Source organism: Segatella paludivivens DSM 17968 = JCM 13650, assembly GCF_000373185.1.
GTDB lineage: Bacteria > Bacteroidota > Bacteroidia > Bacteroidales > Bacteroidaceae > Prevotella > Prevotella paludivivens.
The window spans coordinates 90,036-108,707 of sequence record NZ_KB890671.1; the positions used below are offsets into that span (position 1 = coordinate 90,036).

An 18,672-nucleotide genomic window follows, 5' to 3' on the forward strand; every position below is an offset into this window, starting at 1 on the left:
CATCCGTCATCCGATACAACGGCAAGTTTGCGGGTTGTACTTTTGAAAGGCGGATGCAAATATAATAATGGAAAAGAGATTTTTTAAGGTGAAGGCTCTCATGGAAGTGAAAAGCGGAAAGAGCCAAAACGGAAACGATTGGAAAACAAGAGAAGTGGTGCTCGAAGCCGACGAGAAAGTGATGTATCCCGACGTGATTGTGGCAAGCCTGTTTGGTGATGCTGTGGATAAATTTGAATTCAAGGAGAACACTACTCTATGGGCAGACTTTGCCTTTCGTGCTCATGAATATCAGGGCAGATGGTTTAACGACCTGCGCATTACGAACTTCGGCGAAGATAACAGAAGTTTTTAATCTTTTATTTTTTTAATCTGAGTTGAACGAGCGGGTGTAGAGTGCCCAGGGATAATTGTCGACAGCTTTAACGAGGCTCTGCTCTTCTCGTAATAATTCAGACAAAATGATAAATAATCAGAATAATTTCAACGAAAAAGTTGAACACGTACAGCTTGGCGGACAGGCTTTTTATGACGAAAGTAAATTCTTTATGTTCTCACCCGACAGCCCAGAAGTGGGATTGGTGAAGAAATTCAGAAGTAGAGGAGTGGGACAGCAAATGGCGGATGGCACTTTTGACTTTGTGGCTAAACCTGTATTGAGACCAAAGAGTACCCTTATCAAAAAGTTGGCTCACGGCAGAATTTCAGCCACTGCCGACGGTGCAATTCAACTCACGCTGAAGGTGTTTAAAAATGAGGGACTTGACTGCATGGACACGATAATGAAAGAGGCAAGAGAGGCAACTGTATGAGCGTATACGTAATATCTATCAGGGACGGCCACAAGGTGGCTTGTCCCGTTAAAACAAAAGATGAATATCTTAGACTGAGAGACAGCAGCCAGCAGAAAGCAAACCTGCAATTGGCGCGTGAAGGCAACGACAATGCAAAGCGACGACTTGTGCAGATGAACTATTCGAGCCATTATCCTGAGGGCGTTGTTAAGGGTTGCAAACTGCCTAGTATGGCTTTTGGCTTTGATCTTGACGACAAGGCTGAATTTGAGAAAGCCGCAAAGACTTTACTTGATAATCCTGAAAAATATGGATTGCTGATGCTTGAACGTAGTGCCAGACAGGGTGGTCACGCTGTGATGAAACGCGAACGGGGAAAGACGATTCTTGAAAATCAAGTGCGCATTGCTCGTATGCTTGACTGCGAAATGGATACTGGTGCTCACGACATTAATCGAGTGTATTTCACAACTACCGCCGACAAGGATAATCTGCTTTATCTGAATGATGAACTCTTTAGTGATAATTATGTGGAAGCCGACGTGAATGCGGAAGCCGAAGCGTTGGAACATAGAATAGAAGAACTTCCCCCAGAGGCGCATAAAGCAAATAAGCACTGGCATCCAGCCATCCATGAGGAAAATGAAGCAAAGGTTGAAGAAACTACACTGGAAATAAATTGTGACAACAAAATTCAAAATACAGAAATGTCTTATCTTGGCATTCCATATTCTGATATAATAAACAAATGGTGGGAACTATACAATGATGGTCACACTCCGGTGAAGAGTAATCGTGATGTGCTGACGTTTGAATTGGCTGTAAATCTACGTCATATTTGCGGATTCGACCGCAATACCCTCTGCAAAGTAGTTCCTTGTTATGATGGATTTAGTGAGGAACAGAAACTTAAATGTATCGATTCAGCACTTATTTCAAGACGCACGCAAATGCCAAAGAGAATGCGCGACGTGCTCACAGCTCTGCGAAAAGACAATATGGGCAACGAGGATGTGGTGAACGCTATTGACGAAGTGCAGACGCGTGACGAAGAATTTTATTACAGACAGTTGCCTCATTCGATTATGGTACAGGGTGTGAAAGATTCTATCGAGGCTGCTGGACATGGACTGACGATGCCTGTGCTCACTGCCATTTGTCCTGCCATCGGCGCCTTGGCGACGGGTGTGAAACTTTATGTGCACGGCAAAGCAAACTCACTAAATCTTATTTCATACATTGCGGGAGAATTTGGTTCTGGAAAGGGAAACATTGACCCTATCGTGGAAACATGGATGAACGAGGAACGTGAACTCACGAAAATATACAACAAACAGCATGAGGAATGGAGGGCTAAATATAAGGCTTCTAAAAACAAGAAAGAACAACCAGTTGAACCCAAATTGCCTAAACGCTGGCTGCCGCTCAACAATACAGTGGCAAATCTTGCCGAGGAATTGCAGAACGTTCAGGGGAAACATGCTTTCTCGTTCACTCCCGAAGCCGACAACGTGGCTCAAAAGTGGAAATCAGCAATGAGCGACTTCTCGGTGATGATAAGGCAAAGTTACGACGGAAGTGCTTTCGACCGTGAGGCTCGTTCGGTTGACGCAGTAAATGTGCATATTGACAGACTGTTGTGGAACGTTGTGATGTGTGGCACTCCCGATGCTCTTTATAGAGTGGTGAGTAACTACACCGACGGTTTCCAATCGAGAATTGCCATTGCTCACACTCCTGATAACACATTCTCAAAACTTGATGACAATCCACCGAAGCTATCCGATAAACAATCTGAACGCATTATGCAGGTGGCACATCTGCTGCCGCTGATTCAGGGCGACATTGAATTGCCAAAACTAGAGGAAAAGGGAAGGCAATGGGTAGAACAAATGAGACTTGAGACGATGAAGAACGACGACCGAATTATGGCCCGACAGCGTTTCAGAGTGTGCGTGACCGCCCAACGCATGATGTGTTGTCTGATGCTTTGTGCAGTGTGCGGACAGTTGATAAGAAAATACGGATATGCTAAAGCAGAACTGTTGCTAACGCAGAAACATGAATTGTGGAAACAAGTAATTAGTAAGGTTCAGACACCGAAATTTCTTGATGCCTACGACGTGATTGCCGATTCACTGATAGAAAATAACATGTATTTCTTTAGAGAGAAGATAGAGTCTGCAATCACCTCACACGACTATCAGGGCTCTGCAAAAGGAGTGAGAGTGCACCGTGGAAAGAACGACAGCATCTTCTCACGTCTGGCTGATGAATTCAGCTTTGAACAGGCGTTGCAGCAGTCTATTGCCGTGAAAGGCGGAAACTGTACTAGAAATTCAGTGTGTATGATGCTGAAGAACTGGAAAAAACAGGGAATCGTTTCACAACAGGAAAACAATAATTATCGCAAGATTGCAAATTAGTCATTATGGTCAAAGTCATTTTGGTCATTTTAAATAATAGATATTGAATTATGGATTTGGAATTGAAAAGAATACGTGTTCGCAAAGACACAACAGATGGATTGCTGAGACTTCACAACCGCCTAATCTGCCACACTGCGGAGTTTACACCTAAATGCCTTGAAATTGGTCGCTACGAGGTGAAAATGCAGTTAGATACTTCGCAAAAGAGTGTGCATCTATTGATAATAAGGTCTAACGGAAGAAAAGCTGTTGGAGAGCTTATTGCCGGTAATGGTGTGTTTAAGGTTAGATCGGGAAGTATTATCGTGGGCGATAATGTAACGTGGGGACTTTGCATACACAGCGAACGACGATTTAATGAACTTACTGAATTGTTTGTTGAATGCGTAAAAAGAAATGAAAAGATTTTCTTAGAGATTATCTAATGATATTTGCGGATGCCGATGTTTGTCGTGCATCCGCAAATATACTTGTTTTTATTTCTTTACGCTGTTGCAGATTATTTCTACAATATTGTCAATGCTTATTTTTGAAGAGTTTACTACAAGGTCGTAGTTGCGGGCATCGGTCCAATAACCTCCTGTGTATTGCCAATAATGATTAGCACGTGCCTTGTTTGTTTTTAATATCTGTTCCTTTGCCTTCTCAGGGGAAGAATTGATGTAGCCGACTACACGCCCAACAGCATCCTTGATGTCGGAACATACGAAGACGTGGAAACTGTTTTTGTCGTCTTTTAATACCCAATTGGCGCAACGACCAACGATTACACATGACTCATTATCTGCCAACTTCTTTATGGTGCGACTCTGTGAAACAAAGATTGCATCGTCTTCAGATGGATTCATTGACATAGGAATGCTCTTGTCGGTAAATATAAGTTTCCATAACTTGGCTGTTGAAATATTCTGCTCGTTCTCCTTTACGAAATCATAAGAACATCCAAGCTCGTCGGCAGTCTTGTCAATCAGGTATTTGTCGTAGAGCTTTATACCGAGTTTCTTTGCAAGTTTTTCGCCAACCTCGTGACCGCCGCTGCCATATTCTCTCGAAATGGTTATTACCAAAGGAGATGCGCTGATGTTTCTTTCTGTCGTGATGACTGTTAGCGGAGTGGCATTGAAAAATGGTTCTAGCCACTTGGTATATGGACTGAACTTTCTTATCAGAAAGCCTACATAGAACATTGAGAACAATGTGCCTACGCCTATCATGTCCCAATGCCAGCCACCAATGAAAATAAAGCATAATATTGCGCCAATGACAACAAGACCTGTGTCGCTGAACATCTTTACCTTGCCGAAGTCGGCATGGACAACTTTTGATATTGCCAGCGGAAATCCTTCGCCGGCTAGTGTCAACACGTCGCATTTCACTTCGATTGCAATTCCGTAGGCTAGCAGTCCTCCGCCAACACATAGTTGAATGCAACGCATCACGTAACCAAATATGCTGCTGTCGAACATGAAAAGCCCTGTCATCCACATTGTTACGTCGGTGTAGAATCCAAAAATGAAGCTCACGACAATTTGTAACAGTTGAATAATATGATAGTTTTTTCGTAATAGCAGTATCTGTGAAAGAATGAAAAAGATGTGCATACAGATTACGTATTTTCCCATTGACCACTTGGTGCCTGGAACGAGACTCAACACATAAGGAGGACACGAGATAGGGGATGAACCCAAATTGGCGCGTATTGACAAAGACGTGCCGAACGCAATTATAAAGAGTGCAATTATAAATACCACATATCTGCGCAATAATTCTTTCCCACTTCTTGCTGATTTCATTATTTTATTGATTACAATTTATTTTCTCGGATACAAAATTACTAATAATAATTGTTTTTATGTATATTTGCATTATTAATAGTTTTTATTCTTATCATTGAATTTATTAATGGAACTTACACAGATGAAATATTTTGTGAAATTAGCTGAGGAACTAAATTTCACGGTGGCGGCACGCAAACTGTTTATTACCCAGAGTACTCTGTCGCTGAGCATAAAAAAATTGGAAGAGGAATGCGGAATGCCACTTTTCGACCGCATTGGAAAATGTACTTACCTCACTGACTCTGGGCGAATATTCGCAGAGTTCGCGCGCAGGGCGATTAAAGATACCGAGGACGGAATGAGGAGTATGAAGGAGATTAACGGCATTTACACCGGCAGACTGCACATTGGGGTGACTTACAGTCTGCACGATATTCTAAACGACTGCATTCTGCTGTTTACTGAGCAGTTTCCCGAAGCAGGATTGAGAATCATTGAGTCGGACTCGGTGAAGGAACTTGAGGAACTTGTTTTGAAGGGAGAAATAGACTTTGCGTTCACTTATAGTTCAAAGAGAATGTCGACGTTGTTGGAATGTACCAAACTCTTTGAGACTCCGCTTTGCGTTATTGCGAGTAAAAATCATGAAATCGCTAAACAAAGTAGCATCACAATGAATGGATTGCGCAAATATCCTTTCGTTTTGTTTCCTTATGGTATTCACTCACGTATGGAAATAGAACATATGTTTGTTATGAACAATGAGCCGATACTTGTGCCACGCATAGAGGTGAATGATGCTAGTTTGATATTAAGAATGGTCGAGACTGGTAGGTGGCTCACAATATTGTCTGAGGGTATTGTTGCAAAGAAGGATAATTTCAGGGCTATAAGAATAGCTGGCGTGACTAATAACCTTACATGCTGCATCGTGAGACCTAAGGATAAATATTTGTCAACACTGGAACGGAAGTTCTGTGACATTATAAAAAGCCACTGGATGTAAATGTTTTTACTTGTAGTATTTCTCTACAAGCGGAATAATATTGTCGGGAACAAGGTCGTGGAGTGATTCGCATTTTGAAACTCTGCGCCTTATGTCTGTGCTGCTGACATTATAAAAAGGTGTGTCTGCAAGCGTTACGTTTGTGGGTAGAGTGGTTTTGTCTATCGGCGAATTTTTCCTTGGATAAACCACTATGCGGTAGTTGGCGATGATGTCACGATAGTTTTTCCAACGGTCAAAAGCTAACCAGTTGTCGGCTCCAATAATGAGCGTGAACTCACGATCGGGAAACTCTTGGGTTAGTCTTTGCAGTGTGTTCCACATGTATGAAGGTTTGGAGAGGTTGAACTCAAAGTCGCTTGCTTTAAGTGCTTTTTCTCCTGACAATGCAACTTGGGCAAGTTCCAGCCTATGGGCATCGTCTAAAAGTGATGTTGATGATTTCTTAAACGGATTGAGTGGAGAAACGACAAACCATATCTCATCTAGCGAAGTCATTTGCAATAACTGGCTAGCAATGGCAATGTGCCCTGTGTGAATGGGATTGAACGACCCTCCGTATATTCCCGTTCGTATCATTTTTTGCGAATGTTTAAGAAATCAACAACAGCGTTTTTATTCCTCTAGGAAATTCCTTACAAGAGCCAATGTCTCTTTTTCGGCTTCCTCAAGATTATCGTTTACGACAACATGGTCGAATTTTGACGCGAATGTTAATTCGTATTCGGCTTTGTCAAGACGTTGCTGAATAACCTCTGGTGTATCAGTGCCACGACCGTTGAGTCTTTTGCGCAGTTCCTCAATCGAAGGAGGTTGGATGAAAATGCTCATGGCGCGTTTGCCATAAAAATCCTTTATGTTGCATCCGCCTTTTACATCAACGTCGAAGACAACGCTTTGACCATCATTAAGTTGGTTTTCAACCTGTGATTTCAATGTGCCGTAGAATCTGTCTTGATAAACTTCCTCGTATTCAAGAAACTCACCTTTATCAATTTTGGCGCGAAACTCATCAGGAGTGAGGAAGAAATATTCCACACCGTTCTTTTCCGTTCCACGTGGTGGGCGGCTTGTGCATGAAATAGAGAAATGCAGTTTGAATTCAGGGTGTTCCTTCATCAGCCACTGCACGATTGTACTCTTTCCGCTTCCAGAAGGAGCTGAGAAAATAAGCAGTCCGTTCTTCATATTTAGAAAGCGTTTAAGACTTGCTCCTTAATCTGTTCAAGTTCGTCTTTCATCTTCACTACTACATTCTGCATTTCAGCCTGATTGCTCTTGCTTCCAGTAGTGTTGATTTCACGTCCCATTTCCTGAGCGATGAATCCGAGTTTCTTTCCAACAGCTCCGTCCTCGTTCATAGTCTCACGGAAATATTTAAGATGGTTGGTTAGTCTTTGCTTTTCCTCGCTGATGTCGAGTTTCTCTATGTAATAAATAAGTTCCTGTTCAAGTCTGTTCTTGTCATAGTCGACGCTAGGAATCTGTTCAAGTCCCTTGACAATGCTTTGGCGAATTTTCTCAACACGGCTTTTCTCGAAAGGCTCAATGCTGAGCAGCAGGTTTTCAATGTTATCAACTTTCTCTGTAAACTTCTTCTGGAGAGCTGCACCTTCCTGCTTTCTGAAAGTAAGTAAGTTGGTAATGGCCTCGTGTATAGCACTGCTTGCGGCAGCCCATTCCTCATTGGAAAGTTTTTCAACATCATTCTTTATTGTGACATCCGGCATACGAAGAAGAGTGTTAAACCAATCCTGTGGAACTGGAATTCCAGTCTTTTCGGAAATAGCTTTTATTTGCTTGTAATAATTTTCAACAAGTGCGGCATTAATTGGTGCGGCGTCAACAGCATCGTCCTTCTCAATCCAAATAGAGAAGTCTATTTTGCCACGTTCCAATTGTTTTGCGACAATCTGACGTATTTCCATCTCCTTTTCTCTGTAGAGTGGAGCGATTCTTGTAGAAAGATCAAGTGTCTTGCTATTTAATGACTTAATTTCAACATTAATCTTTTTTTGATTGTAGGTTACGATAGATTTTCCGTAACCGGTCATTGATTGTATCATACTTGTTTCACGTTAAATTTCTGCAAAAGTAATAATTTTGCGGGAAAAAAGCGTAAATTTGCACTTTATTTAGAATATATTTATTATTATGTCGTGTATATTGAACATTGAAACGAGCACAAACGTGTGCTCTGTAGCAGTTAGTAATGACGCCGAATGCATCTTTAACAAAGAAGATTACAGCGGACCACATCACAATGAACAACTTGGACGCTATGTTGATGAGGCTCTTTCGTTTATAGACAGTCACTCATTAAAATTAGACGCTGTGGCTGTAAGTTGTGGTCCTGGTTCTTATACCGGACTGCGAATAGGTACTTCTATGGCAAAAGGAATTTGCTATGGTCGTGATGTGAAGCTGATTGCCATACCGACTTTAGAACTTCTTGCCGTGCCAGTATTATTGAAAGAGCAGGCTGAGGAAGAGAATGCATTACTAGTGCCAATGCTAGACGCACGCCGCATGGAAGTATATGCACAGGTATTCAATCGCTCACTTCATGAAGTGAGACCAATAAAGGCTGACGTAGTGACAGTTGATACCTACAAAGAATATCTTGAAAAAGGCCCGGTGTATTTCTTCGGAAACGGAGCGGCAAAGTGTATGGAAGAGATTAATAATCCTAACGCACACTTGATAAAAGACGTTGTGCCACTAGCGAAATATATGTTTCCTCTGGCAGAGAAGCGCATCGCGCAAGGGAAGTTTGATGACGTTGCATATTTCGTGCCGTTCTATCTGAAAGACTTCGTTGCAAAATTGCCTAAAAAATTATTATGAATATCCAAGGATTAGACTACAACACACAGCGTGAACAGCTTGTCATGCCTGAATATGGGCGTGAGGTGCAGAATATGGTTGACATTTGTGGCAAACTTGATACGAAAGCCATGCGTCAATCGTGTGCGGATGCCATTGTAACCATTATGGAAAGAATGTTTCCCCAAAATCACGAGGACGTAAACTATAAGCAGAAGTTGTGGGACCATCTTGCAATCATGAGTGATTTCAAGTTGGACATCGACTGGCCTTACGACATCAGTCAAGCAAACAAGATTGCAGCAAAGCCGCAGCCTATGGCGTATCCGATGACAAAGATTTCGGTGAGACACTATGGTCACATAATGGCTGAAGTGTTTGAAAGATTGAAGACGATGGAGCCTGGTGAGGAGCGTGACGCACTTACCAAACTAGCTGCTAACCAGATGAAGTTGAGCCTGATGATGTGGAGTCACGGTTCGTGTGATGACGAGAAGGTAGCTTCTGACTTGGCAAAATATACTGACGGAAAAATTCAGCTTGACTTGAATACATTCGTTTTCAATAAGATTATGGAGAACGAGCCAGTTGGCAACAACCGTAATAACAATAACCGCAATGGTAATGTTAGTAACAACGGTAACAACAATAAGCGCAGAAGAAGATAAAAGCTAATGGAATCATTCATCATAGAAGGTGGACACCGACTTAAAGGAACCATCACTCCACAGGGAGCTAAAAACGAGGCTTTGGAAGTTATTTGCGCAATATTGCTAACTTCAGATCCTGTGAGAATAAAGAATATTCCAGAAATACTGGATGTTAAAAATCTCATTAGATTGCTGAAGGATATTGGCGTAAAGATAACGCATAATGCTGAAAATGATTACACTTTTCAGGCTGACGAACTGAATCTAGACTATCTTGAAAGTCAGGAGTTCGTGAGCAAATGTTCTTCTCTGCGAGGTAGTGTGCTTATGATAGGTCCGTTGCTTGGTAGATTTGGAAAGGCTACCATTGCCAAACCAGGTGGTGACAAGATAGGGCGTAGACGACTTGATACTCATTTCCTAGGATTCAAGCATCTTGGAGCAAAATTCGTAAAAGACCCAGAACGTGATGTTTTCAAGATTGAAAGCAAAAAACTTAAAGGTTGCTACATGCTGCTTGATGAGGCTTCGGTTACCGGAACGGCAAACATTATAATGGCTGCCGTTATGGCGAAGGGCACAACGACAATATATAATGCCGCATGTGAACCTTATATTCAGCAACTGTGCCACTTGCTTAACGCAATGGGTGCAAATATCAGCGGAATAGCAAGTAACCTGATTTCAATTGTCGGTGTAGACAAACTTCACGGTGCCGACCACACTATATTGCCAGATATGATAGAAGTTGGCTCTTTTATCGGAATGGCTGCAATGGTGGGTGACGGAGTAAGAATAAAGAATGTATCGCTGAAAGATCTCGGTATTATCCCTGATGCGTTCAGACGACTTGGAGTGAAGATAGAAACTGAAGGCGATGATCTTATTATTCCACATCAACCGCATTATGTAGTCGATTCTTTTATTGACGGAACGATAATGACTCTTGCTGATGCTCCTTGGCCAGGCTTGACGCCAGACCTTATTTCGGTGCTTCTTGTTGTAGCTACACAGGCTCGTGGTTCTGTGCTTATTCATCAGAAAATGTTTGAAAGCCGCTTGTTCTTTGTAGACAAATTGATAGATATGGGAGCACAGATCATACTTTGCGACCCACACCGTGCTGTTGTCGTAGGTCACGATCATAAATTGATTTTACGCGCAGGACGAATGACAAGTCCTGATATCCGTGCAGGTATTGCACTTCTTATTGCCGCCATGAGTGCGGAAGGAACAAGTTGCATTGCAAATATTGCACAGATAGACCGTGGTTATGAGAATATTGAAAATAGACTTAATAAACTTGGTGCCTGCATCAAACGAGTAGATGATTAGACGTGAAGAAGTATATAAAATAGGTAAGCTGGGAAAACCTCATGGAGTGAAAGGCGAAATATCGTTCATGTTTGACGATGACGTCTTTGACCGTGTAGACGCAGATTATCTAGTCTTGGACGTTGATGGAATATTGGTACCATTCTTTATAGATGAATACCGTTTCCGCAGCGACGAGAGTGCACTTATGAAATTTGAGGATATTGATACTCAGGATAAAGCTCGTGACCTTACTGGTGACGAAGTCTATTTTCCACGAAGTCTTTCTGACGGCGGTGATGAAAATGTGTCTTGGGCTGAAATCTTCGGTTTCGAAGTTGTTGATAAAAACACCAATAAGACAATAGGTGTAATAAAGTCAGTAGACGACTCAACCATTAACACGCTTTTTGAAATAGAGACCAATGATGGCAAGGAAGTTCTTGTTCCTGCCAATGAGGATCTAATTCATGAAGCCGATATGGATAATCGCCGAATAAAGATGTTTATTCCGGAAGGTCTGCTCGACCTGTAACATTCACATTATATATATTAATGAAGAAACAACAAATATGTATCCTCGGTTCTACGGGAAGTATAGGAACACAGGCGCTTGATGTAATCTCGCAGCATGGAGACCTGTACGAAGTGTACTGTCTCACTGCCAACAACAGTGTTGAGAAACTTTCCGAACAGGCTCATAAGTTCAAGCCTGCTGCAGTGGTTATTGCTAACGAGGAGAAATATAAGGAATTGCAAGACCTGCTTGCTGATGAACCTGATATCAAAATTTATGCAGGAAAGTCGGCGCTTGAACAGATTGTTGAAGCTGAACCTATTGACATGGTTCTTGCTGCAATGGTAGGGTTCTCAGGATTTCTTCCAACAATAAATGCAATCAAGGCGCATAAGAAGATTTGTCTTGCTAACAAGGAAACTCTAGTTGTAGCAGGAGAACTTATATGTAATCTTGCAAAGGAAAACCATGTTCCAATATTGCCAGTAGACAGTGAACATAGTGCAATATTCCAGAGTATTGTTGGTGACGCTGACAATGAAATTGAAAAGATATTGCTTACTTGTTCAGGAGGTCCGTTCAGATTATTTTCTGATGAACAGCTGAATACTGTGACCGCAGCTGATGCATTGAAGCACCCTACTTGGAATATGGGAGCCAAAATCACCATTGACTCAGCTTCACTTATGAACAAAGGCTTTGAGGTGATGGAGGCTAAATGGTTGTTTGGTGTTCCTGCAGAGAGAATCCAAGTACTGATTCATCCGCAGAGCGTTGTTCACAGTGCAGTGCAGTTTGTTGATGGTGCGGTGAAGGCTCAGTTGGGAGTTCCAGACATGAGGCTACCAATACAATACGCATTCTCATTTCCCAAGAGGTTACCGCTGAACGGTGAACGTCTTGACTTGTTCAAACAGCAGAAGCTGGAATTCTTTGAACCGGATATAAAGAAGTTTAAATGTCTTGCTCTGGCTTATGATGCAATTAATAAGGGTGGAAACATGCCTTGTATTCTGAATGCAGCCAACGAAATAGCAAATTCAGCATTCAGAAAAGAGCAATGCTCTTTCAAAGGAATGGCGACGATTATAGAGCAGACTATGGCTAAAGCCACATTTGACATGAATCCTAATCTTGATGTCTATTTGCAGACAGACAAGGAGGCGCGAGCAATAGCAAGCGAAATCATCAAAAATATTAATGAATAACGAATATAATCAGTAATGGAAGTATTTTTAGTAAGATTATTACAGTTTCTGTTGTCAATATCACTTTTGGTTCTGCTTCATGAGGGAGGACACCTGTTCTTCGCAAAACTGTTTGGAATAAGAGTCGAGAAGTTCTATATATTTATGGACCTTGGAATTGGTAAATGGGGTGGAAGTCTATTCCGTTTCAAACCAAAGAAGAGTGACACAGAATATGGTATGGGTTGGTTGCCATTGGGTGGCTACTGCAAAATATCAGGAATGATAGACGAAAGTTTTGACACAGAGCAAATGTCTAAACCTGCAGAGGCTTGGGAATTCCGCTCAAAACCAGCTTGGCAGAGATTGCTTGTTATGATTGGTGGAGTTTCTGTAAACTTTATCCTAGCTCTTTTCATTTATGCAATGTTGATGTTCTCATGGGGCGAGACTTACGTTCAGACAAAAGACATGAAGCAAGGCTTTGTGTTTAATGAGGAGGCAAAGAGCTACGGATTCAAGGATCATGATGTTCTGCTTGGAACAGAAAACGGAGCTTTCAAGGATTTCGGTGCTAAAATGTACCGTGAAATATCTAAAGCTAAGCGTGTTGATGTAATGCGTGACGGTAAGAAAGTGAGCATTGCACTTACTGGCGATCTGAATCTGCTTGACATGATAAAGACAACCCCAGCGTTCTGCCTTCCTTATGTTCCTGCAAATGTGGACTCGGTAATGGCTGGGGGGCCTGCGGCTAAGGCTGGAATAAAGAAGGGCGACAAGATTGTTGCACTTAATGGTAAGAAGATAACTTCTTCTAATCAGTTTACTAACGAATTATCTATCCTTGACGATGTTCTTGCTTCAGCAAAGACTCATGCAGACAGTGTTAAGGTGCGCACGGTAACTGTAGGCGTTATTGCAAATGGTGCAGATTCTGCTGTTGCAAAAAAGATGTTGCTTACACAAGACTTGAAACTTGCTATAGGATTCCCTGCAATAAATACCCTTTACACTCCTTTCCATAAGAGCTATGGTTTCTTTGAAAGTATTCCTGCTGGAATCAAATATGGTTGGGATATTCTTCATGGTTACGTGAGTGACATGAAATATGTATTCTCTGCAGACGGAGCTAAGAGCCTCGGAGGTTTTGGAGCAATAGGCAGTATGTTCCCATCTACATGGGATTGGTACGTATTCTGGAAGATGACAGCTTTCTTAAGCATTATTCTTGCTTTCATGAATATTCTCCCAATTCCTGCACTCGACGGTGGACATGTTTTGTTTCTTATATATGAAATTATCACTGGACGAAAGTTAGGTGAAAAGTTTATGATTAGAGCAGAATACATTGGAATATCAATCTTGATATTATTAATGGTGGTCGCCAATCTCAACGATATTTTACGTTGGCTGGGCTATATGCATTAGAAAAAATCTTATTTTTTAAATAAAGTATCAAACTGTAAGCTTTCAGAATTAGAATGCTTACAGTTTGTTTTGTTTTAGACTAATATTGGTAATATTTTGTTATCAGGTTGAATAATTAAATAAATTACAGTGAACGTTTAGACATACTTAAATGTCATTTTGAAACTAATTTAGTAATTTTGCAATCAGATTGAAAGGCAAACAAGAAAATTACTAAATAAATGCAGCAAGAAACAACCAACGGATTGTATAATGCCAGCAACGAACACGATGCGTGTGGTGTTGGTATGATAGTTAATATTCATGGCAACAAGAGTCATGAAATAGTTGACAGTGCTCTTAAAGTTCTTGAAAACCTACGTCACCGTGGAGCGGAAGGCGCAGATGGAAAGACTGGAGATGGTGCAGGAATATTGCTACAAATTCCTCACGAGTTTATATTGTTACAAGGTATTCCTGTTCCAGAGAAGGGGAAATATGGAACAGGTTTGGTGTTCTTTCCTAAAGAAAAGAAACGCCAGCAGGAGATTCTCTCAATAATGATTGAGGAAATTGAGCGCGAGGGTTTGTCTCTGATGCATTTGAGAAATGTTCCTACTAATCCAGAATGCTTGGGTGAGGCTGCTATTTCTACGGAGCCTGATATCAAGCAGATTTTCGTAACTGGTGTTACTGATGATAAAGTAGATAGCTTTGAACGTACCTTATATATTATAAGAAAGAAAATTGAAAAACGTGTAGCTGATGAAGACTTCTATATATGTTCATTATCTAATAAGAGCATTGTATATAAGGGCATGCTGTCTAGTTTGCAGCTTCGTCAATACTATCCTGACCTTACAAACAATTACTTCACTAGTGGAATAGCACTTGTACACAGCCGTTTCAGTACCAATACATTCCCAACATGGAGTCTTGCACAGCCATTCAGAATGCTTGCGCACAATGGTGAAATAAATACTATCCGCGGAAATCGTGGATGGATGCAGGCACGTGAATCTGTATTGTCTTCAAAACGACTTGGAAGCATAAGCGATATTTCGCCTATAATCCAGCCAGACATGAGCGACTCTGCCAGTCTTGACAACGTATTTGAATTCTTCGTGATGAGTGGTTTGTCATTGCCTCATGCAATGGCTGTAATGGTGCCTGAGAGTTTCAACGACAAGAATCCTATCAGTGAAGACCTGAAGGCTTTCTATGAATATCATTCTATATTGATGGAGCCTTGGGACGGTCCTGCAGCATTGCTGTTCAGCGATGGTAGATATGCTGGTGGAATGCTAGACCGTAACGGTTTGCGTCCTGCACGTTACACGATTACGAAGAACGACACCATGGTTGTTGCCAGTGAAGTTGGAGTTATGGACTTTGATCCTAGCGAGATTGCCGAAAAGGGACGTCTGCAACCAGGTAAGATATTGCTTATCGATACTCTCGATGGTAAAATATATTATGATGGTGAGATCAAGGAACGCCTTGCAGCGCAGCATCCTTATCGTCAATGGTTGAACACTAACCGTATTGAACTTGAAAAGATACATAGTGGAAGAAAGATTTCTAATAAAATAGATGATCTTAAAATAAAGGAAATTGAATTCGGATTTGGTGAGGAAGACATCAACGATACAATTATCCCAATGGCAACAAGTGGACAGGAACCTACTGCATCAATGGGTAATGATACTCCATTGGCAGTATTATCAGATAAGCCACAGTTGTTCTTTAATTATTTCCGTCAGCAGTTCGCTCAGGTAACCAACCCTGCAATAGATTCTATTCGTGAGAATCTTGTGATGAGCCTTACTGAATATATTGGTAGAGTAGGCACAGGAATACTTAATCCTGACGAGACAAACTGCAAGATGGTGAGACTTTCTCATCCAATCTTGACAAATACACAGTTGGATATACTTTGTAACATCAGATACAAGGGCTTCAATACAATAAAACTTCCAATAACTTTTGATGGATCAAAGGGTGGAGACGGATTGCATGAAGCACTTGATGAATTGTGCAGCCGTGCTGAAAAGAGTGTTGACGATGGTTACAACTACATCATACTCACCGATCGTGATTCAGATGATAATAATGTAGCAATGCCTTCATTGCTTGCTGTGAGTGCAGTACATCATTATCTTATAAGTGTTGGAAAGCGTGTGCAGACAGCCCTTATTGTTGAGAGCGGTGATATCCGCGAGGTAATGCATGCTGCATTGCTTCTTGGCTATGGAGCTTCTGCGCTGTGCCCTTATATGACTTACGCAATACTTGATGACATTGTAAAGAATGGAAAGATACAGGAAAATTATGGTACTGCTGAAGCAAACTATATAAAGGCTGTAAAGAAAGGTCTATTCAAGATAATGGCGAAGATGGGAATAAGTACAATTCGTAGTTATCGTGGCGCAAAGATTTTTGAGAGCATTGGACTTTCAGAGAGCCTGCTCAATACATATTTCGGAACAGAGACAAGTACAATTGGAGGTATAGGACTTGAAACTATAGCAAAAGATGCAATCGCAATGCACAATGACAGTATTGAGGCTCGCGAGAAAAAAACAGAAACTCCTCTTCCTACTCTTGGACAGTTCCATTGGCGCAAAGACGGAATACAGCATGCATGGAATCCTGAGACTATTGCCACTTTGCAGTTGGCTACAAGAACAGGAAACTATGATACATTCAAAAAATATACAGCTTTTGCCGATAAGAAGGAAAAACCTATTTTCATACGCGATTTCTTTGATTTCAAGCGTCGTCCTATTCCAATAGAGAAAGTTGAACCTGTTGAGAAGATTGTAAAGCATTTCGTAACAGGAGCAATGAGTTTCGGAGCTTTGTCTAAAGAGGCTCATGAGGCACTTGCATTGGCAATGAATAAGCTCGGTGCGCGAAGCAATACCGGAGAAGGTGGTGAAGACGAAGATCGTTTCCACTCTACATTTGATGGAATAAGCCTTAATAGTAAGACTAAGCAGGTTGCCAGCGGACGTTTCGGTGTAACAACAGAATATCTTACGAATGCAGAGGAAATACAGATAAAGGTTGCACAGGGTGCTAAACCAGGTGAAGGTGGTCAGCTTCCAGGCTTTAAGGTAGATGAAATTATAGCAAAGACTCGCCATTCTATTCCTGGTATTAGTCTAATATCTCCTCCTCCTCATCACGATATTTATAGTATTGAGGATTTAAAACAACTTATCTTCGACTTGAAGAATGTTAATCCACATGCAGCAATAAGTGTTAAGTTAGTTGCAGAGAGCGGAGTTGGAACTATTGCAGCTGGAGTTGTTAAAGCAAAAGCTGATTTGGTTGTAATCTCTGGTGCTGAAGGTGGAACAGGTGCAAGTCCTGCATCAAGTATGCGCTTTGCTGGAATATCTCCAGAAATAGGACTTTCAGAAACTCAGCAGACTCTTGTAAAGAATGGTTTGCGTTCACTTGTACGTTTGCAGGTAGACGGTCAGTTAAAAACTGGTAGAGATGTTATCATGATGGCTCTTCTCGGTGCAGAGGAATTCAGCTTCGGAACATCAGTCCTTATCACTCTTGGTTGCGTGATGATGCGTAAGTGTAATAAGAATACTTGTCCAATGGGTGTTGCAACTCAGGATCCAAAACTTCGTGCACACTTCCGTGGAAGTTATAAGTATGTAGTAAACTACTTCACATTCTTAGCTCAGGAAATAAGAGAATATCTTGCAGAAATGGGCTACACAAGTCTTAATGATATTGTTGGTCATACAGAACTTCTCGTGCCTCTTGCTACAGACGATCCAAAGTTGTCTACTCTAGATTTCACACGCTTATTGCATAAGGAAACTGGTGATAGCAGCATGTATTGCACAAAGAGTCAGGAGCATGATCTTGAAGGAATACTTGACAAGCAAATTATAAGTGGTTCTAAGAAAGCTATTGAAACTAACGGTGAGGTAGACCTAGACTTCGCAATAAAGAATACAGACCGTGCTGTTGGTACAATGCTCAGCGGATACATCGAAAAATATAAGTCAGACCTACGTGAGAAAGGTAACAACAAGGTTGTAGAACCATCTATCAACGTCAAGTTTAAAGGTGCAGCCGGCCAGAGTTTTGGAGCATTCCTTGTCAATGGAGTTGATTTCAAACTAGAGGGTGAAACCAATGACTACTTTGCTAAGGGTTTGAGTGGAGGTCGTATTTCAATCCTTCCTCCTATTCGTTCAAACTTCAATGCAGAGGACAATATCATCGCTGGTAATACTGGACTTTATGGCGCAACAAGTGGTGAACTTTACATCAACGGTAAGGTGGGTGAACGCTTCGGAGTTAGAAACTCTGGTGCGATATCTGTAATCGAAGGTGCTGGTGATCACTGCTGTGAATATATGACAGGTGGACGTATTGTAGTGCTTGGTGAAACAGGTCGCAACTTCGCAGCCGGAATGAGTGGTGGTGTCGCTTATGTTTGGGATAAAAATCACAACTTCGATTACTTCTGTAATATGGATATGGTTGAGATTAATCTTGTTGAGGAAAGCAGTTACCGGAAGGAACTTCACGAACTTATACGTCAGCATTATCTCTATACAGGATCTAAGTTGGCAAGAACGATGCTTGATGACTGGAGCAAATACGTAGAAGACTTTATTCAGGTTGTTCCTATTGAATACAAGCGAGTTTTGCAGGAAGAGCAAGTTAAGAAACTTCAACAGAAAATTGCAGATATGCAAAGAGACTATTAATGGTAAGAAAGTA

At 41.4% G+C, this 18,672-nt stretch carries 16 protein-coding genes; 12 read left to right on the forward strand and 4 right to left on the reverse strand.

The genetic code is table 11. The features are described from left to right. Positions 1 to 67: 67 nt before the first annotated feature. The 4 genes from B045_RS0111340 to B045_RS0111355 all read left to right on the forward strand — a co-directional run bounded on the left by B045_RS0111340 (position 68) and on the right by B045_RS0111355 (position 3,648). Entirely contained in the window at positions 68 to 355 is a 288-nt protein-coding gene (locus tag B045_RS0111340) for a DUF3127 domain-containing protein (protein WP_018464377.1), read from the forward strand. 106 nt (positions 356 to 461) lie between these two features. Continuing rightward, positions 462 to 812: a hypothetical protein gene (locus B045_RS0111345; protein ID WP_018464378.1), complete on the forward strand. Its 351-nt coding sequence runs from the start codon at positions 462 to 464 to the stop codon at positions 810 to 812. Continuing rightward, positions 809 to 3,220 (forward strand): DUF3987 domain-containing protein, encoded by a 2,412-nt coding sequence (locus B045_RS0111350; protein WP_018464379.1) that lies wholly within the window; start codon positions 809 to 811, stop codon positions 3,218 to 3,220. Before B045_RS0111345 ends, B045_RS0111350 begins: the two co-directional genes overlap by 4 nt. Before the next feature lie 50 nt (positions 3,221 to 3,270). Continuing rightward, on the forward strand, positions 3,271 to 3,648 hold the full coding sequence (locus tag B045_RS0111355; protein WP_018464380.1) for a DUF5675 family protein: 378 nt from the start codon (positions 3,271 to 3,273) through the stop codon (positions 3,646 to 3,648). Positions 3,649 to 3,699: 51 nt separating this feature from the next. Here the strand turns inward: B045_RS0111355 and B045_RS0111360 are convergent, their stop codons facing one another. After that, positions 3,700 to 5,016 carry a cytidylate kinase family protein gene (locus B045_RS0111360; RefSeq protein ID WP_018464381.1) on the reverse strand — a complete coding sequence of 439 codons (1,317 nt, stop codon included), beginning with the start codon at positions 5,014 to 5,016 and terminating at the stop codon, positions 3,700 to 3,702. 124 nt (positions 5,017 to 5,140) lie between these two features. On the opposite strand from B045_RS0111360, the gene B045_RS14630 reads away from it, so the two are divergent. After that, complete coding sequence (locus tag B045_RS14630) at positions 5,141 to 6,007, forward strand: LysR family transcriptional regulator (protein WP_162163153.1); 867 nt, start codon at positions 5,141 to 5,143, stop codon at positions 6,005 to 6,007. 6 nt (positions 6,008 to 6,013) lie between these two features. On the opposite strand, the gene nadD is transcribed toward B045_RS14630, so the two are convergent. Genes nadD through B045_RS0111380 form a run of 3 tightly spaced genes read right to left on the reverse strand, consistent with a single transcriptional unit; the run spans position 6,014 to position 8,073 of the window. Continuing rightward, positions 6,014 to 6,586, reverse strand: coding sequence for a nicotinate (nicotinamide) nucleotide adenylyltransferase (gene nadD / locus B045_RS0111370; protein ID WP_025883246.1), 573 nt, complete (start codon positions 6,584 to 6,586; stop codon positions 6,014 to 6,016). Between the two features lie 36 nt (positions 6,587 to 6,622). Then, entirely contained in the window at positions 6,623 to 7,195 is a 573-nt protein-coding gene (gene gmk / locus B045_RS0111375) for a guanylate kinase (protein ID WP_018464385.1), read from the reverse strand. Between the two features lie 2 nt (positions 7,196 to 7,197). After that, positions 7,198 to 8,073 carry a YicC/YloC family endoribonuclease gene (locus B045_RS0111380; RefSeq protein WP_025883244.1) on the reverse strand — a complete coding sequence of 292 codons (876 nt, stop codon included), beginning with the start codon at positions 8,071 to 8,073 and terminating at the stop codon, positions 7,198 to 7,200. A gap of 88 nt (positions 8,074 to 8,161) precedes the next feature. Here B045_RS0111380 and tsaB point away from each other — a divergent pair, with 88 nt between their 5' ends. The 7 genes from tsaB (at position 8,162) to gltB (ending at position 18,659) form a co-directional block, all read left to right on the forward strand. Then, the gene (gene tsaB / locus B045_RS0111385; RefSeq protein ID WP_018464387.1) at positions 8,162 to 8,854 is read left to right on the forward strand and encodes a tRNA (adenosine(37)-N6)-threonylcarbamoyltransferase complex dimerization subunit type 1 TsaB; all 693 of its coding nucleotides are present in this window, start codon (positions 8,162 to 8,164) and stop codon (positions 8,852 to 8,854) included. Further along, positions 8,851 to 9,501, forward strand: coding sequence for a DUF4290 domain-containing protein (locus B045_RS14635; protein WP_018464388.1), 651 nt, complete (start codon positions 8,851 to 8,853; stop codon positions 9,499 to 9,501). The genes tsaB and B045_RS14635 overlap by 4 nt, the downstream gene beginning before the upstream one ends. 6 nt (positions 9,502 to 9,507) lie before the next feature. Next, complete coding sequence (gene murA / locus B045_RS0111395) at positions 9,508 to 10,818, forward strand: UDP-N-acetylglucosamine 1-carboxyvinyltransferase (RefSeq protein ID WP_018464389.1); 1,311 nt, start codon at positions 9,508 to 9,510, stop codon at positions 10,816 to 10,818. Further along, positions 10,811 to 11,332 carry a ribosome maturation factor RimM gene (gene rimM / locus B045_RS0111400; RefSeq protein WP_018464390.1) on the forward strand — a complete coding sequence of 174 codons (522 nt, stop codon included), beginning with the start codon at positions 10,811 to 10,813 and terminating at the stop codon, positions 11,330 to 11,332. The genes murA and rimM overlap by 8 nt, the downstream gene beginning before the upstream one ends. A 20-nt stretch (positions 11,333 to 11,352) precedes the next feature. Further along, positions 11,353 to 12,522, forward strand: coding sequence for a 1-deoxy-D-xylulose-5-phosphate reductoisomerase (locus tag B045_RS0111405; RefSeq protein WP_018464391.1), 1,170 nt, complete (start codon positions 11,353 to 11,355; stop codon positions 12,520 to 12,522). A gap of 15 nt (positions 12,523 to 12,537) precedes the next feature. Continuing rightward, entirely contained in the window at positions 12,538 to 13,932 is a 1,395-nt protein-coding gene (rseP, locus tag B045_RS0111410) for an RIP metalloprotease RseP (RefSeq protein WP_025883241.1), read from the forward strand. A gap of 221 nt (positions 13,933 to 14,153) precedes the next feature. Next, positions 14,154 to 18,659: a glutamate synthase large subunit gene (gene gltB, locus B045_RS0111415; RefSeq protein WP_018464393.1), complete on the forward strand. Its 4,506-nt coding sequence runs from the start codon at positions 14,154 to 14,156 to the stop codon at positions 18,657 to 18,659. The last annotated feature ends 13 nt before the right edge of the window (positions 18,660 to 18,672 follow it).

Bases quoted from the DNA above. Each gene is read 5' to 3' on its own strand.
- B045_RS0111340 (WP_018464377.1), top strand. From the start codon at position 68: ATGGAAAAGAGATTTTTTAAGGTGAAGGCTCTCATGGAAGTGAAAAGC.
- B045_RS0111345 (WP_018464378.1), top strand. From the start codon at position 462: ATGATAAATAATCAGAATAATTTCAACGAAAAAGTTGAACACGTACAG.
- B045_RS0111350 (WP_018464379.1), top strand. From the start codon at position 809: ATGAGCGTATACGTAATATCTATCAGGGACGGCCACAAGGTGGCTTGT.
- B045_RS0111355 (WP_018464380.1), top strand. From the start codon at position 3,271: ATGGATTTGGAATTGAAAAGAATACGTGTTCGCAAAGACACAACAGAT.
- B045_RS0111360 (WP_018464381.1), bottom strand. From the start codon at position 5,016: ATGAAATCAGCAAGAAGTGGGAAAGAATTATTGCGCAGATATGTGGTA.
- B045_RS14630 (WP_162163153.1), top strand. From the start codon at position 5,141: ATGAAATATTTTGTGAAATTAGCTGAGGAACTAAATTTCACGGTGGCG.
- nadD (WP_025883246.1), bottom strand. From the start codon at position 6,586: ATGATACGAACGGGAATATACGGAGGGTCGTTCAATCCCATTCACACA.
- gmk (WP_018464385.1), bottom strand. From the start codon at position 7,195: ATGAAGAACGGACTGCTTATTTTCTCAGCTCCTTCTGGAAGCGGAAAG.
- B045_RS0111380 (WP_025883244.1), bottom strand. From the start codon at position 8,073: ATGATACAATCAATGACCGGTTACGGAAAATCTATCGTAACCTACAAT.
- tsaB (WP_018464387.1), top strand. From the start codon at position 8,162: ATGTCGTGTATATTGAACATTGAAACGAGCACAAACGTGTGCTCTGTA.
- B045_RS14635 (WP_018464388.1), top strand. From the start codon at position 8,851: ATGAATATCCAAGGATTAGACTACAACACACAGCGTGAACAGCTTGTC.
- murA (WP_018464389.1), top strand. From the start codon at position 9,508: ATGGAATCATTCATCATAGAAGGTGGACACCGACTTAAAGGAACCATC.
- rimM (WP_018464390.1), top strand. From the start codon at position 10,811: ATGATTAGACGTGAAGAAGTATATAAAATAGGTAAGCTGGGAAAACCT.
- B045_RS0111405 (WP_018464391.1), top strand. From the start codon at position 11,353: ATGAAGAAACAACAAATATGTATCCTCGGTTCTACGGGAAGTATAGGA.
- rseP (WP_025883241.1), top strand. From the start codon at position 12,538: ATGGAAGTATTTTTAGTAAGATTATTACAGTTTCTGTTGTCAATATCA.
- gltB (WP_018464393.1), top strand. From the start codon at position 14,154: ATGCAGCAAGAAACAACCAACGGATTGTATAATGCCAGCAACGAACAC.